General features: G+C 33.3%; 16 protein-coding genes. 11 read left to right on the plus strand and 5 right to left on the minus strand.

Translation table 11 applies throughout. The annotated features are described in order from the left end of the window. Positions 1–102: 102 nt before the first annotated feature. The 3 genes from E0F91_RS04220 to E0F91_RS04230 all read left to right on the plus strand — a co-directional run bounded on the left by E0F91_RS04220 (position 103) and on the right by E0F91_RS04230 (position 2,945). Positions 103–579, plus strand: a complete 477-nt coding sequence (locus E0F91_RS04220) for a hypothetical protein (protein ID WP_132065106.1) — start codon at positions 103–105, stop codon at positions 577–579. 74 nt (positions 580–653) lie between these two features. Further along, positions 654–1,907 (plus strand): peptidase T, encoded by a 1,254-nt coding sequence (pepT, locus tag E0F91_RS04225; protein WP_132065107.1) that lies wholly within the window; start codon positions 654–656, stop codon positions 1,905–1,907. 594 nt (positions 1,908–2,501) lie between these two features. Next, complete coding sequence (locus tag E0F91_RS04230; protein ID WP_132065108.1) at positions 2,502–2,945, plus strand: hypothetical protein; 444 nt, start codon at positions 2,502–2,504, stop codon at positions 2,943–2,945. A gap of 77 nt (positions 2,946–3,022) precedes the next feature. Here the strand turns inward: E0F91_RS04230 and yajC are convergent, their stop codons facing one another. The 3 genes from yajC to E0F91_RS04245 all read right to left on the minus strand — a co-directional run bounded on the left by yajC (position 3,023) and on the right by E0F91_RS04245 (position 5,529). After that, complete coding sequence (yajC, locus tag E0F91_RS04235) at positions 3,023–3,295, minus strand: preprotein translocase subunit YajC (RefSeq protein ID WP_132065109.1); 273 nt, start codon at positions 3,293–3,295, stop codon at positions 3,023–3,025. 30 nt (positions 3,296–3,325) lie between these two features. Continuing rightward, positions 3,326–4,237: a transcription antitermination factor NusB gene (nusB, locus tag E0F91_RS04240; protein ID WP_132065146.1), complete on the minus strand. Its 912-nt coding sequence runs from the start codon at positions 4,235–4,237 to the stop codon at positions 3,326–3,328. Between the two features lie 185 nt (positions 4,238–4,422). Beyond that, entirely contained in the window at positions 4,423–5,529 is a 1,107-nt protein-coding gene (locus tag E0F91_RS04245) for a Glu/Leu/Phe/Val family dehydrogenase (RefSeq protein WP_132065110.1), read from the minus strand. A gap of 200 nt (positions 5,530–5,729) precedes the next feature. Between E0F91_RS04245 and E0F91_RS04250 the strand changes: the two genes are divergently transcribed. From E0F91_RS04250 to E0F91_RS04260, 3 genes are all read left to right on the plus strand, one after another. Further along, complete coding sequence (locus E0F91_RS04250) at positions 5,730–7,490, plus strand: ABC transporter ATP-binding protein (protein ID WP_132065111.1); 1,761 nt, start codon at positions 5,730–5,732, stop codon at positions 7,488–7,490. Between the two features lie 71 nt (positions 7,491–7,561). Then, on the plus strand, positions 7,562–7,942 hold the full coding sequence (locus E0F91_RS04255) for a PUR family DNA/RNA-binding protein (protein WP_073351593.1): 381 nt from the start codon (positions 7,562–7,564) through the stop codon (positions 7,940–7,942). A gap of 91 nt (positions 7,943–8,033) precedes the next feature. Further along, positions 8,034–8,954, plus strand: a complete 921-nt coding sequence (locus tag E0F91_RS04260; RefSeq protein ID WP_132065112.1) for a hypothetical protein — start codon at positions 8,034–8,036, stop codon at positions 8,952–8,954. Between the two features lies 1 nt (position 8,955). On the opposite strand, the gene E0F91_RS04265 is transcribed toward E0F91_RS04260, so the two are convergent. Further along, positions 8,956–9,294: a tRNA-binding protein gene (locus E0F91_RS04265; RefSeq protein WP_132065113.1), complete on the minus strand. Its 339-nt coding sequence runs from the start codon at positions 9,292–9,294 to the stop codon at positions 8,956–8,958. Between the two features lie 142 nt (positions 9,295–9,436). Here E0F91_RS04265 and E0F91_RS04270 point away from each other — a divergent pair, with 142 nt between their 5' ends. Beyond that, entirely contained in the window at positions 9,437–10,330 is an 894-nt protein-coding gene (locus E0F91_RS04270) for an alpha/beta fold hydrolase (protein WP_132065114.1), read from the plus strand. Positions 10,331–10,438: 108 nt separating this feature from the next. Here the strand turns inward: E0F91_RS04270 and E0F91_RS04275 are convergent, their stop codons facing one another. Beyond that, positions 10,439–11,371, minus strand: coding sequence for a peptidylprolyl isomerase (locus tag E0F91_RS04275; RefSeq protein ID WP_132065115.1), 933 nt, complete (start codon positions 11,369–11,371; stop codon positions 10,439–10,441). A gap of 221 nt (positions 11,372–11,592) precedes the next feature. Between E0F91_RS04275 and E0F91_RS04280 the strand changes: the two genes are divergently transcribed. The 4 genes from E0F91_RS04280 to rplS all read left to right on the plus strand — a co-directional run bounded on the left by E0F91_RS04280 (position 11,593) and on the right by rplS (position 16,479). After that, entirely contained in the window at positions 11,593–14,112 is a 2,520-nt protein-coding gene (locus E0F91_RS04280; RefSeq protein WP_132065116.1) for a M14 family zinc carboxypeptidase, read from the plus strand. A 649-nt stretch (positions 14,113–14,761) separates the two neighbouring features. Next, positions 14,762–15,439, plus strand: coding sequence for a tRNA (guanosine(37)-N1)-methyltransferase TrmD (trmD, locus tag E0F91_RS04285; protein WP_074723946.1), 678 nt, complete (start codon positions 14,762–14,764; stop codon positions 15,437–15,439). 150 nt (positions 15,440–15,589) lie between these two features. Continuing rightward, complete coding sequence (locus tag E0F91_RS04290) at positions 15,590–15,958, plus strand: four helix bundle protein (RefSeq protein WP_132065117.1); 369 nt, start codon at positions 15,590–15,592, stop codon at positions 15,956–15,958. A gap of 170 nt (positions 15,959–16,128) precedes the next feature. Continuing rightward, a complete protein-coding gene (rplS, locus tag E0F91_RS04295; RefSeq protein ID WP_091257111.1) occupies positions 16,129–16,479 on the plus strand; it encodes a 50S ribosomal protein L19 in 351 nt (116 codons plus the stop codon). The last annotated feature ends 42 nt before the right edge of the window (positions 16,480–16,521 follow it).

Genomic DNA, 16,521 nt, shown 5'->3' on the forward strand with positions numbered 1-16,521 from the left:
TGTGGTGCAAAAATAGAAAATAGTTGCTGTTTTGCTACATACATTTTAACAATTACTTACAATAAAAGCTATTTTTGTACAATCACCACAAAAATAAATCACTTGAAAAAAATAATTGTGCTTGCGCTAATTCTGTTAACTATTTCTTGCTCAAATGACGATGAAGAAATAGGATCAATTGACCAACCTACATTCAATGTCAATTTACTATTAAAAGGGTGGCGGTATGACGTTTTGAAAATAAACGGAACCTATTATAATTACGAGCATAATCCAAATTGTAATAATGATTTTTTTGGTTTTCTAAATAGACCTGGACAAGCTTATCAATTTATTGAAACCACTTTTACAAATGATTATTGCACGAACAACAGTGCTACATTGGACTGGAAAATAAAAAAGGATACACTCTATTTCTATATCGGAAATCAAGTTGTTTTGACTTACAAAGTGATCGCATTAACAGCCGCTAATTTTACTTTTTCCTTTAAAAATGACATCGATCAAAATGGCACGATCGATACTATAGAAGTGAGCGCCTCTCCCTACGATCCCTATAATATGTTTGGAAACAATTAATAAATTATACTTTTATAAACATTCTTATCCTTTCCATTTTTATATATTTGCTTGAATTAAACATATAAAAATCCATGCAACATATCATCGATCGTTTCATCAGTTACGTAATTATAGATACGGAATCCGATGCGAATTCAGAAACAACTCCAAGTACCACAAAACAATGGGATTTAGCTCATAAACTAGTTGAGGAATTGAAGAATATTGGAATGCAGGATGTTACAATAGATGATAAATCTTATATCATGGCTACACTACCAAGTAATGTGGAGCACGAGGTACCAACGATTGGATTTATTTCTCATTTTGACACGTCACCTGATTTTTGCGGAGCAAATATAAAACCACAAATTGTACCAAATTACGATGGTAAAGACATCGTATTAAATGCCGATAAAAATATTGTTTTATCGCCTAGTTATTTCAAAGATTTATTGCTTTACAAAGGACAAACGTTGATTACCACTGACGGAACTACATTATTAGGTGCCGATGACAAAGCCGGTATTACAGAAATTGTTACGGCAATGGAATTTCTTATTAATAATCCAGAAATCAAACACGGAAAAATCAGAGTTGGCTTTACACCAGATGAAGAAATTGGCCGTGGTGCCCATCATTTTGATGTAGCTAAATTTGGAGCTGATTGGGCCTATACTATGGATGGTAGCCAAGTAGGAGAACTAGAATACGAAAATTTTAATGCAGCTGGCGCCAAAGTAACTTTCAAAGGAAAAAGCGTGCATCCTGGCTATGCCAAAGGTAAAATGATCAATTCCATGCTGATCGCTAATGATTTCATCAATGAACTTCCTCATGGAGAGACTCCACAAGAAACAAAAGGATATGAAGGTTTTTTTCACGTTCATCACTTAACAGGAAGTATTGAAGAAACCGTTTTGGAATTAATCATTCGCGATCACAACAAGAAAAAATTTGAAAAACGCAAAGAGCTAATAGAAAAAATAACTAGAAAAATAAATAAGAAATTTGCTAAACAGTTTGGTGAAGATATCGTTACAGCCGAAATAAAAGATCAATATTACAACATGAAAGAAAAGGTTTTACCTGTGAAACATATTGTAGATATTGCTGAGAAAGCAATGAAAGAAATTGGAATAAAACCATTAATTAAACCTATTCGTGGTGGAACAGACGGTTCTCAATTATCCTACAAAGGATTGCCTTGCCCAAATATTTTTGCAGGTGGCCATAATTTTCACGGAAAATACGAATATGTTCCTGCAGAAAGCATGCAAAAAGCAGTAGAAGTAATCGTTAAAATAGCTGAATTAACCGCTATAGAAAATAGTGCAAGAAAATAAAATATTGGAATAGTACTAAGTAGTTGGACTTATTTATTGCTGTACTATAAAAGGAGTGAAATACTATTTAACATAAAAAGTCATGTAAGCATTAAACCTTAAATGACCTTATTATTGCTTAAGCTATCAGTCTTACACAAATGAAACTTCAATGACTTATATGGTAAAAAAAAATACGTCATTGTTTTATTCTTAGTACTTAGTTAACCTGTTGATAGGATAAAATTATTACTTTAATGCCGTACCTGTATTACTTTAAAACATAAGTTTAAACGATTGTTACTGTAAAACAAAGCCCCATTTCTGAAATTCAGAGTGGGGCTTTATTGTTTTAATAAGCCAACGTGCAAGCATCAGTTTCATTGAATTTTATTTAAAAAAACAAAATTAAAACCTTGTTTTACACTTTTAATTCAGATGCCATGGTTTCCAAAATAATTGATTTACTTAAACAAAAAAAGCTATTCTATGAAAAGCTTAACATTGCATTATGTTTTAAATCACTATATTTACTTACAATAACACAACAATTTAATAACATTATTAAGAATATCTAACATACTTAAACAAAGTGTTAAACTAACAATATAAACTATGATACAACAAAACGAAGAGGAAAAAACAAAACCATCTGAATCAAAACCGGAGATTAAAAAGCCGGTTAGAGCCAAAAGAACACCCGTAATCAAAGTTAAAGACGAGCCTGTAGCGATTACGGAACCTGCAGACGAGACCATCACAACAGAAATCATTGAAGAAACGATAACTATCGCGGTTGAAAGCGACACTAGTACTCCTGTTGTAGCAGAAAAAAAAGACAAGAAAAAAACCACTAAAAAGACAGTCAAAATGAAAGATAAAGACAAGAAAAAGGCTAAAAAAGCCGATGCAAAAGAAAAAGCGAAAGCGAAAGCTAAAAAGGCAAAAAAAGCTAAAAAAGACAAAGCGAAGAAAGCAAAAGTTAAAGCCAAGATAAAAGCAAAAAAAGCCAAGGCAAAATCTAAAAAAGCGAAAAAGAATAAAAAGAATAAGAAATAATAGGATTGTTTTTTACATAAAAAAAGTCCCAAACCGAAAATCGGGTTGGGACTTTTATACTGATAAGAAGGAGTGAATTATTTTTTGTTCAATGCAGCACTCATTTCCATAGAGATTGCAGAGCGCTCCATTTTTAATTTTCCTGACATCGTTTCTACAACAACAGTTGTATCCGCTAATTCCGAAACTTTTCCGTGAAGACCGCTTTTAGTAATGATTTTGTCACCTACTTTTAACGCACTTTCAAATTCTTTTTCGTTTTTAGCTCTTTTTTGTTGTGGTCTGATCATAAAGAAGTAGATCACCACAAACATTAATATAAACGGTGCAAATTGAGTTAATTGTTCCATAATTTTAATTCTCTTTTTATTTGTTAATTATTACATTAAACCACGACCAGCTTTGATGATTCTCTTGTTGGTTTGCAGCTCTTTTACTAAATTATCTAAAATTCCATTGATAAAAATACTACTTTTTGGTGTAGAATATTCCTTAGCGACTTCTAAATATTCATTAAGTGTAACTTTGACGGGAATTGACGGGAATTTCAAGAATTCACAAATAGCCATTTTAAGAATAATCGTATCAATTTCAGCAATTCTATCGCTGTCCCAGTTGGGCGTTTTATCCAGATACTCCTTTGCCAATGCAGTTTCATTTAAAACCGTTTTTCGGAACAAGTCTTTTACAAAATCCTTGTCTTCATTGTCTTTATACAATTTTGGAACTCTGAAATTGTCATCTTCACCTGGTTTAATCGCTTTCAATTGCTTGATGATGTGCGTATTTACTAATGGAATATCATCAACCCAAGTCAACTTATCATCTTCTAAATAGTCGTATAATTTTTCATTAGGAACAATAACCTCCATAAACAAATCAACAATAAATTGTCGGTCTTCTTCAAAGGTATTTACTGCATTACTCATGTAATCGGCATACAAACTACTTGCTTTTATAGCATTCAAAAGCAATAAAATATAATCGTCGTTTAAAGTCCAATTATTAATTTTACGGTTTTCCAGTGCAATACTTAATGAGTTATTTTCGGAAAGAATTTGAAAAATCCTGTTTTTGATGAATTTTTCGTTGGGCTTACGTTCCTCAGCAGTTGCAAGATGCTTCAGACTTGATTTATGCAAAAAGATCGTTTCTGTTTTACAAATCTCAATCAGCGAAGAAAGCATGATTAGGTATAAATCTTGAATATTGTCGATACTGTAAAAAAGAAATTTCTCTTCTTTTTCTAAATTATCTGAACCGCTTTGATGCATCGCATAAATGGATTGCATGACTTTAACGCGAATGTGTCTTCTATTTACCACCTTGTAAGAACTTTTATTAATTAGCCTGCAAAAATAAGTCTTTACTTTTTTAAAATAAAATATATAATCGCTTATTTTAAAAGTATTCCATAATCCGCATGCATCGATCAAGACAAAATGACCACTGAATACGGATTATGGAACTGTTAAAATTACTTTTTGCTATTCTCCACTTTTCTTTGATTGATTCGGTTTTGAGCAATCGTCAAAGCAGCGTGGTGCGGTGTGAGCTTATTAGCAAGAGCAAAATTAAATATCTCTAAAGTTGTGTTATAAATATTTTCCGTCTTACGCATAATTTCAGCTTTGTCATAATGTGCTAATTCTGCATAAACATTAATAATTCCACCCGCATTAATTAAGAAATCAGGAGCATATAAAATGCCTCTTTCTTGTAGGATTGCTCCATGCACATTTTCATCTGCCAACTGATTGTTAGCGGCTCCAGCAATAACTTTTGCTTTAATTTTATAAACAGTAGCGTCATTTAACGTGGCTCCCATGGCACAAGGCGCATAAATATCTACGTCTGCAGTATATAAATCTTCTCCTCTGAAAATTGCTGCATTGTACTTCGTTCCTACTTCATTCAATTTTTCTTCATTGATATCCGCAATAGTAACGATTGCTCCTTCTTTGGTTAAATAATCAACTAAAGTTTCACCAACGTGACCAATTCCTTGAACCAATACTTTCTTACCGCTTAAAACATCCGAACCAAATTGTTGTTTAGCAGCTGCTTTCATTCCTAAATACACTCCATAAGCCGTAATTGGAGATGGATTTCCAGAACCACCTCTAGATTCAGAAATTCCTGTAACATACGGCGTTACATCTCTAACGATATCCATATCTGCGGTTTCCATTCCTACATCTTCAGCAGTAATATATCTTCCGCTTAAAGAATGTACAAATTCACCAAACTTACGCATCAGCTCTGGTGTTTTCTGTGTTTTGGCATCACCAATTATAACTGCTTTACCTCCACCAATATTCAATCCTGTGATTGCTGCCTTAAAAGTCATTCCCCGTGACAGACGCAAAACATCATTTAATGCTTCCCATTCGTTTGCGTAATTATACATTCGTGTTCCTCCTAAAGCAGGACCCATAACCGAATTATGAATACCAATAATTGCTTTTAAACCTGTATCTTTGTCGTTGCAAAATACAATTTGTTCGTGATCATCAAATGATAATTGGCCAAAAACGGGATCCATTTTTTGAAGTTCCTTGCCAGTTGTGAAAGCTGCATTCATAGTGTAAGTTTTAATAGTGATAAATTATGAATTTGTCAAAAAGACAATCCAAATTTACACAAAATATAAACATATACGAATGCTTTGTCAAAAAATCACCAAATTAGCAAGATTTACAACTAAAAGTTAAGCCTTTAAATTATTAAAAATAAAATTTTAACCGGAAAATAAAATCATTTCAACACAGAATATATTAAAAAATGAAAGAATTACGTTATTTAAATAAATACTTTGTCAAATACAAATACAGTTTTTTACTCGGAATTATTTTTACGATTATAGCTCAAATCTTTATGTTGTTCACTCCTAAATTGATCAGCAAGTCTTTTAAGGTTATTGAAGCTTTCGCCAAAGATAAAACCGTGGCCAAATCCGTGATTCATGAAGAATTAATTTCGAATATTTTACTAATTATTGCCACAACGATCATTGCGGGTTTCCTTACTTTTTTGATGCGACAAACTCTAATTGTAATGTCGCGCCATATTGAATTTGACCTAAAAAATGAAGTATTCCGCCAATATGAAAATCTTTCTCAGAACTTCTACAAGCAAAACCGCACAGGAGATTTAATGAACCGAATCAGCGAAGACGTTTCAAAAGTGAGAATGTACGTTGGTCCAGCAGTAATGTATACCATAAACACGGTTATCCGTTTTGCTATTGTTATTGTTTACATGTATAATGTATCGCCTACATTAACATTGTACACACTCTTGCCCTTACCGCTTTTATCGTATGCTATTTTCAAGCTAAGCTCAGAAATCAATGTTAGAAGCACCATTTTTCAACAATATTTATCCAAAGTATCCAGTTTTTCACAAGAAATATTCTCTGGAATCCGCGTGATAAAAGCATATTCTTTGGAGGATCAACATCAAAATAACATGGTTAATTTAGCGAATGAAAGCAAAAGTAAAAGCTTGAATTTGGCCAAAGTACAGTCTTTATTTGGTCCATTAATGTTGGCTCTAATAGGAATCAGTAACTTAGTGGTCATTTATTTTGGTGGTTTAATGTATATCGATGGCACCATTAAAAGCATTGGAACCATTGCTGAATTTATCTTGTATGTCAATATGCTTACTTGGCCAGTAGCGTCCTTAGGTTGGGTTTCGTCTATGGTTCAAGAAGCAGAAGCGTCGCAGAAAAGGCTTAATGAATTTCTAAAAATAGAACCAGAAATAAAAAATAAAAATGAAAACAAATCGGTGATTGAAGGAACTATTTCTTTTGAAAATGTAAGTTACACCTATGAAGACACCAATATCAAAGCACTTCAAAACATATCTTTCACCGTACAAAAGGGAGAAACTTTAGCTATCCTAGGCAAAACAGGGTCTGGAAAATCTACCATTTTATCCCTAATTTCAAGAATGTACGATGTTTCAGAAGGAAAAATAAATATTGATAAAAATGAAATAAGCACCATCAATCTTTTTGATTTACGCAACAGTATTGGAATTGTACCGCAAGATGCCTTTTTATTTTCAGACAGTATCAAGAACAATATTATGTTCGGAAAAGAAAATGCTACAGAAGAAGAAGTAAAATCTGCTGCTAAAAGTGCTGTTGTTCATGATAATATAATGGGCTTCAGTAAACAATATGAAACAGTTTTGGGCGAAAGAGGAATTACCCTTTCAGGTGGTCAAAAGCAGAGAGTTTCTATCGCGAGAGCTATCATTAAGAATCCTCCCATTTTGCTATTTGACGATTGCTTATCCGCTGTGGACACCCAAACTGAAGAAGAGATACTAAACAACTTACACGAAATATGCAAAGACAAAACAACTATTATTGTTAGTCATCGTGTTTCTTCGGCTAAAAACGCAGACCGAATTATTATCATTGATAAAGGCCAAATTATACAACAAGGTTCTCATAATCAATTGATAAATCAGGAAGGATATTACGCCGCTTTATACTTGAAACAACTTTCAGAAAAAGAAATGCTTTAATTGTTGTGTAATACATATTTTTTGTAGATTTTTGGAAACTAGTTAACAACCATAAATTGACAGAAAGGATTATGAGAGAACATGACATGTTAGAAAAAGAAGAGATATTTTCTAAAGTTTTACGAGCTGGACGAAGAACCTATTTCTTTGATGTGAGAGCTACAAAAGCAGATGATTATTACATTACCATTACCGAAAGCAAAAAATTTACTGAAGAAGATGGTTCATTCCACTTCAAAAAACATAAAATCTATTTATACAAGGAGGATTTTGCTGCTTTTGCTGAGATCTTAGGAGATATGACTTCTTATGTTTTGAACCATAAAGGCGAAGAGGTAATATCAGAAAGACACCAAAAAGATTTCAAAAAAGAATATGCCTCTGAAAAATCAGATGATGAGATCCTACCGCAAACATCTAGTTTTACAGATATCGATTTTGATGATATTTAATAGCTAAAAGACGCTTAAACGAAAGTTAAAAGCCTGAAATTCAAATGAGTTTCAGGCTTTTTTTATTACGTTTACTATCTATATAACTCAAATGACAGAAACTAAATCATTAACCGGTATTGTTTACGACAAACTGTTATCTGAAAAGACAAAGAAAATAACCGAAAAGTTTTTTATATCTGTAGCTATAATTAGCTATTTACTTCATTTGCTTGTTATAGCATTGGTTGATCTTGAAATTATTTTGGTCAATGATTATTCGAAATTGTTGAGTAATCCAATCTCTGCCATTTATACTCCTTTTTCCTTTATATTGATATACGAAGTGTATCTTTTAGTCTATTATTTACCTAAATCAACAACAATCTACATAGGCAAACAATATGAAATTATAACATTAATTATTATTCGTAGAATATTCAAAGACTTAACTAAATTAGAAATTAACTCGAATTGGTTTGAAGTTAAAACCAATATCAATTTTACGTTAGATATAATAGCAACTGTAATTTTATTTTACCTTATTTATCTTTTTTATAAGCTCAACAGACAAAATGAAATAAATCAAGCCATTACTCAAAAAAATATAGAATTAACAAAATTCATCAATCTAAAAAACATTTTTGCAATTGCACTCATTCCAATATTTCTCGTGTTATCAATATACAGTTTAGGACACTGGATATATGAAAGTTTTTTTTCGCTCCGGGAAATAGTCTACAACATTAAGGATATCAACAAGATTTTCTTCGAAAAGTTTTTTACAATTTTAATTCTAACCGAAGTACTTTTACTATTATTCTCTTTCTTTCTATCCGATAAATTCAATAGAGTTATTCGAAACTCAGGATTCATAATTTCAACCATCTTAATCAAACTTTCGTTCGAAACAGAAGGGATTATGAACACCATTCTTATTGTAACTGCCGTATTATTTGGTGTTATTGTTTTAGCAATTAATAATAAATATGAAACATTGGAAGTAAAAAAAGAAAGCGCTTTGGTGCCTTAACTTACCCAATTTGCAATCCGTTCTCGATTTTAAAATCAGGTGCCAACAAAATCACATCTCCGTTTACACCTACAGCTCCAAGGACAAGACATTCACTCATGAATTTCCCAATTTGCTTTTTAGGAAAATTAACCACGGCTACGATTTGACGATTTAGTAGATCTTCTTTTTGATATCTTTTCGTAATTTGCGCAGATGTTTTTCTAATTCCAAGATCAGAACCAAAATCGATAGTAAGCTGATAAGCTGGATTTCTGGCCTCGGGAAAATCATGCACTTCCAATATCGTTCCTACACGCATTTCTACTTTCTCAAATTCCGGCCAGCTGATGTTTTCCATAATTAATTTATTAAATATTAGGACATTATAACAAACCTATAAATTTTACAACTATTCACACTAATTCTATAAAACTATTTTCATAATATCCGTTTATTTTTACAAAACTAATATTAATTTACTCTAGTAAATACTATCGATTATGGAACCGAATACGATGAACACAGACCAATTGCATAAAAAAAATATTCAGGACGAAACAAGAACTGGAATAGATATGTATATTGAGACAGCACCAAATGTAAAATTATATGTGAAAGATTATGGACAAGGTAAGCCCGTCATACTTATACATGGATGGCCTTTATCCAATGAAATGTGGGAATACCAAATTGATACTTTAGTTCAAAATAACTTTAGAGTTATTGCGTATGACCGTCGTGGCTTTGGTAAATCTTCTCAACCTTGGGACGGTTATGATTATGATACCTTAGCTGATGATTTAGCAACTATTATCAAACATTTAGACTTGGAGCAAGCTGCACTTGTTGGATTTTCAATGGGTGGTGGAGAAGTTGTGCGCTATTTCAGCCGTCATGCTGGAAAAGGGGTTTCAAAAGCAGTACTAATAGCATCAATAACCCCTTTTCAATTGCAAACGGACTCCAATCCTAACGGAGTTCCACAAGAGAAATACGATGGAATGGCAGAACAAATTAAAGCCGACCGAATTGGTTTTCTGGACAGTTTTGGAAAAACATTTTTTGGGGTAAGTTCTATCAGTAAACCTATCAGCACGCCTTTATTAGATTACTATAGAATGTTATGTTCCTTTGCTTCGCCTCGTGCGACTTTAGAATGTGCCAAGTCATTTTCATCTACTGATTTTCGCTCAGAAATGGCCTCTGTAAATGTCCCCACCATGATTATTCATGGGGATGAAGACAAAACAGTCAATATTGAAATTACGTCTGAAGTAGCAGCAAAATTAATTCCGAACAATAAATTCATTATTTATCAAGGAGCGCCACACGGACTATTTTACACCGAAAAAGACAAATTAAATAAAGATTTAATTGAATTTTTAAATTCATAAATAGGTATTAAACTTTCAAATGGCTAAAGCTTTACTATAATCAACAAAAAATCCCAAAACTCACGTTTTGGGATTTCCTAATTTTATAAAGACCGTGAATAGTTTAGACTATTTTACTTCCATTAATTCTACATCAAAAATCAAAGTAGCATTAGGTGGAATTGCTCCTCCAGCACCACGAGATCCATATCCTAAATCAGATGGGATCACAAAGCGGGCTTTATCGCCTACTCGCAACAAGGCAATTCCTTCATCCCAACCTTCGATAACCTGACCTTGACCCAATCTGAATTCAATTGGTTTTTTTCTTGGATATGATGAATCAAAAACTTTCCCATTCTCTAATGAACCTTCATAATGAACAGCCACTGTTTTTCCGCTTTCTGCTTTTTTACCTTCACCTCTTTGGATGAATTGGTAACGCAAACCGCTTTCTGTTTTCTCAAAACCAGCTGCTAATTTTTCCATAGCTGCTTCCACTTCTGCTTTTAGAGCGGCATCACGTTTGTTACGAGATCCTTTGAATGTGATAAATGCTTCAATTGCATTCCAATTTTTAGCGTCTTCACCTTCTCTGATAATTTCTAAAGATTCTAAGACATCTCCTTGTTCAACAGCATCCACAATATCTTGTCCTTCCACCACATGACCAAAAACAGTATGCTTGTTATCCAACCAGTCCGTTGGAATGTGCGTGATGTAGAACTGAGAACCGTTTGTTCCAGGTCCTGAGTTAGCCATTGCTAAAACTCCCGGACGGTTGTGTTTTAAACTTGGGTGAAATTCATCATCAAATTTGTACCCTGGATCTCCAGTCCCTGTTCCTTGAGGACAACCTCCTTGAATCATAAAGTTAGGAATTACTCTGTGAAATTTTAATCCATCATAAAATTTAACCCCTTGTGGTTTAACTTTATTTTCTAATTTTCCTTCAGCCAATCCTACGAAGTTTCCAACAGTTCCTGGAGTCAAATCGTGTGTTAGTTTTACTAAAATAGCACCTTTTGTAGTGTTGAATTTAGCGTATATTCCGTTTTCCATTGTGTTTAATTTTTATTGAAGGGCAAATTTACGAAATTAATTTATTTGAACCTATTCGCTAAAATGTTACATTTGATAAATTACCATGATGTTTTGTCCCATTTATTGCCTTTAAAAAATCTTATTTAAAGTAATTTAAAATTTAACCTTTGAATAAATGATAATTCAACTTGGATTCAATTAATACTTTTAATACCATCACCATTAAAAACTTATTTTTCATGAAATCTATCTATTACATTTTATTCTTTATTAGCTTCATTTGTAATGCGCAACAGCAGCTGGTGACATTAGAGTATTTTTTACCAAAAAATTCTATATACAATGAAAAAATTCCAACTCCAAAAAGCATATTTAATTTTGAATTAGGAGAAATGCACACGGATCACAACCAAGTGGTTCAATTTATGAATGCAATTGCAAAAGCCTCAGATAGAGTACAAATAGAAACAACCGGTTACACCTATGAAAACCGTCCGCTTCAGTTACTTACTATTTCGAGCCCTGAAAATTTAGCAAAAATTGATGAAATACATAAAAGACATCTAGCACTAACGGACTCAAATGCAGGTGTTCAGGACGTATCTGACTTACCGATTATAGTTTATTTAGGATATTCCATACATGGCAATGAATCGAGCGGAACAGGTGCTGCAATTGCTTTGGCCTATTATCTTGCAGCATCTGAAAGTCCTGAACTTGAAAAAATACTAGACAATACGGTCATTTTATTAGATCCTAGTTTAAATCCAGATGGATTGCATCGTTTTTCTACTTGGGTAAATAGCCATAAAAGTAAAAATTTAGTATCCGATCCAAATGACAGAGAATTCAATGAAGCATGGCCGGGTGGTCGATTTAACCATTATTGGTTTGACATGAACAGAGACTGGCTTCCTGTTCAACTTCCTGAAAGTCAGGCACGCATTAGAACTTATAGAAAATGGATGCCTAACGTATTGTGTGATTTCCACGAAATGGGGACTAATTCGACCTATTTTTTTCAACCAGGAGTTCAAAGTCGCACGAATCCACTTACTCCTGAATTAAACCAAAAACTTACTTCAAAAATTGCTGGCTACCATGCCAAAGCATTGGATAAAATTGGAAGTTTTTATTTTGTCGAAGACGGTTTTGATGACTTTTATTACGGTAAAGGATCTACTTATCCAGACATTAATGGCGGTATAGGTATTTTATTCGAACAAGCGAGTTCAAGAGGCCATGCCCAACAAAGCGTAAACGGAGTAATCACTTTTCCATTTACCATCAGAAATCAATTTACTACCAGCCTATCAACGTTGCAGGCTGCGTATGAAATGCGAAAAGAGTTGTTGAAATACCAAAAGGATTTTTTTGCTAATTCCAGTATCGAAAGTAAAAATAATAAAATAAAAGGCTACGTTTTTGGAGACGAAAAAGATGCCACTAAAGTAAAAGAACTGACTAAAATTCTTAGCCAACACAAGATTGAAATGCTTCATTTGAAAGAAGACATCACGATTAACAAAAAGAAATTCAGTAAAGACTTGAGTGTTATTATTCCAATGGAACAAAAAAATTCAAAGCTGATTCACGCTATTTTCGATAGACAAACCAAGTTTAAAGACAGCTTGTTTTATGACATTTCAGCATGGAATTTTGATTTGGCTTTCAATTTAAATTTCGAAGGGATGAATTCCCTGTCACAGGCTGGAACGCGTTACGAAAACTCGTTAAAATCCGGAATAGTAAATCAAAAAAGTGATGTGGGTTATTTAATTGAATGGACCGATTACAATTCTCCTAAACTTTTATACCAATTACTTGCCAAAGGATTGCGCGTAAAAACAACCAAAAAACCATTTGTACACAACGGGAAAACTTTTTCTTATGGAAGCTTATTAGTGCCTATTCAAAATCAAACGCTGAGTTCGGATGAAATTTATGCTTACCTCAACCAAATTATTCCAAACTATGCTATTGCTGTTACCGCAGTAGAAACAGGCTTTACCGATGGTGCCAATTTAGGAAATCCTAATTTAGTCAATCTCACTATGCCAAAAGTAGCCATGGTTGTGGGACGTAATGTTGATCCATCAGATGCAGGAGAATTATGGCATTTATTTGATCAAAAAGTAGAGATTCCGTTAACTAAAATAGATGTAGAACAACTGCAAAAAGTAAATCTTAGCGCCTACACTACTTTAATCATGGTGAATGGAAATTATGCTGGACTTTCAGCGGCCACATTAACTAAAATAGAACAATGGATACAAAATGGAGGAACTTTAATTGCTTATCAGGATGCCATTAAATGGCTGAATGATGCCAAATTAATTGAGTTGAATTTAAAAACTAGTAAAAGCGAAGCCAAAGCGATTACCTATGAACAAACTAGCGATTTCAAAGGGGCACAAGAGATTGGTGGAGCCATATTTGAAACTAAATTAGATTTGTCACACCCTATTAATTATGGAATGCCAAGAAATACAATGCCTATTTTCAGGAATACATCGATCTTTATTGAACCCAATAAAAATAGCTTTAGTAACCCGATACAATACACTAAGAGTCCATTACTAAGCGGTTACATTTCGAAACCAAAACTGGAATTATTAAAAGAAACCGTACCGTTTCAAGCGATACGAAAAGGAGAAGGGAATATCTTAATTTTTACGGACAACACAAATTTCAGAGCTTTCTGGTTGGGAACCGAAAAATTATTTTGGAATGCGGTTTTCTTTAGTAAGCTCATGTAGAAAAAACGAGAATCCTAAAGTGAAATAGCATATCAGCATATTAAAAAAAGAAAGCCCAGCGTAGAAATACGTTGCGCTTTCTTTGGTTTTAATATTAATCTAATACCCTACGGCTTGGCGAGGTAGGAGACTAAATTAAGATTTAATTTTCGGTTAATTACTGTTTTACAAGTACAAAACCATCTTAAATCAATCTTATTATAAATCGCTGGGGTATGCAGTTACTTATCTATTTTTAGCTTCTAAATGCTTTTCAAAAATTTGAATTTTTTCATCTATGAAATATTTTTTAACCATTTATAAATATTAACCAAAACAGAAAGCAACCGTCAACAGCTTGTACTACAACTGGCCAATCTCAAATTTTACTCACTATTTCCATATTTTTTTTATTTTGTAGATTTTTGATCGTAATTGTGCTCAACTAATTTACATGGGTCTGACAAAACCAAACCTATCACCCCAATGCGGTTGACTTTATCTGGAAAATATGGAAATATTAGGTTTTTAAATGCATAAAAGATTACAAATAAAGGTGTGAAGCAAAAAGCTCTGAAAGAAAAGTTTAATCGTTGAATTGGGTATTTGGTTATTTGAAAACGGCAGCATCTTTGTACCTTTGCGACCTAGAACCTTATTAAGAAAAATTATGCGCATCGATATTGTTACCGTTCTCCCTGAATTATTGCGAAGTCCTTTTGAAGCTTCGATTATGAAACGTGCTATTGACAAAGGTTTAGTAGAAGTTCATTTTCATAACTTGCGCGATTACACTACCAATAGACAAAAAAGTGTAGATGATTATCCCTATGGCGGTGGTGCCGGAATGGTGATGACGGTGCAACCAATTGACGCTTGCATTACGCATTTGAAAAGCGAAAGAACCTACGATGAAATTATTTATATGTCGCCAGATGGGGAAACCTTGAACCAAAAAATGGCCAACACCATGTCGATGTATGAAAATATTATTATCCTTTGCGGACATTACAAAGGTGTAGATCAACGCGTACGTGATCATTTTATCACCAAAGAAATATCAATTGGTGATTATGTATTGAGTGGCGGCGAATTAGGAGCTTTGGTATTATCAGATGCATTAATCCGATTGATTCCAGGAGTTTTGAGTGACGAAACCTCAGCTTTGACGGATAGTTTTCAAGACGGATTATTGTCAGGACCTATATACACCCGTCCGGCAGATTACAACGGCTGGAAAGTTCCAGAAGTTTTAACATCAGGGAATTTTGCTAAAATAGACAAATGGCGTGAGGATATGGCCTACGAGCACACGAAGAACAGAAGACCCGATTTATTGGAGGAATAGTTTTCAGTCGCAGTTTTCAGTTTTCAGTTTGAAATCGAATAAAAAACTGTAGTCTGCATTCCCTATTAACTGAGACTGAACCTTTGGCTGGAAACCGAGACGGAGACTGAAAATTGAGACGGAGACTAAAAAACCTAAATAAAGTCAATAATGGATTTCAAAGAATTATTAGCATTAAAGAAGTCGTTTCAGTTAGCAATGGATATCTTTAAATTATCGAAGTCATTTCCAAAAGGAGAAAAGTATTCTCTCACAGATCAAATCCGACGTTCTTCAAGAAGCGTTTCTGCTAACATCGCGGAAGCATATAGGAAAAGACGCTATATTAATCATTTCATCAGTAAATTAACCGATAGTGATGCTGAAAATTCAGAAACAAATGTCTGGCTAGAATTTTCTCTGAAATGTGAATATATAGATATTGAAACTTATAATGATTTGAATAACAAAACTATTGAAATTGGTCGATTAATAAATTTCATGATCAATAATCCTGATAAATTTGGATGTAAAATCTAATCTATTACTCTAATCGAAGTCTATTGTTACTGAAAACTGAGACTGAGACTGAACACTTAAAATAAAAGTTGTAAATTAAAACAAAAGTTGTACTTTTGCGCCCACATTAGTTTAACCTCTGGCGAGATCCGTGAATGTTGATTTAATGCAACCCATAATTAAAAAATATCATGGCAGATTTAATGAAATTCGTTCAAGACGAATTTGTAACAAGAAAAGAATTCCCAGTTTTTGCAGCTGGAGATACTATCACAGTTTTCTACGAAATTAGAGAGGGTGAAAAAACTAGAACACAGTTTTTTAAAGGAGTTGTAATCCAAAGAAGAGGTTCTGCTAATACAGAAACTTTCACAATTCGTAAAATGTCAGGTGCAATTGGAGTAGAGCGTATCTTCCCAGTAAACTTGCCAGCTTTACAGAAAATTGAAATCAACAAAAAAGGTGCAGTTCGTAGAGCTAGAATTTTCTACTTCAGAGAACTTACTGGTAAAAAAGCTAAGATTAAAGACAAAAGAAGATAGTCAAATATCTCTTTACTATAAAGGTCCCAACACTGTTGGGAC

The sequence above is a fragment of the Flavobacterium sandaracinum genome (assembly GCF_004349135.1).
Lineage (GTDB): Bacteria > Bacteroidota > Bacteroidia > Flavobacteriales > Flavobacteriaceae > Flavobacterium > Flavobacterium sandaracinum.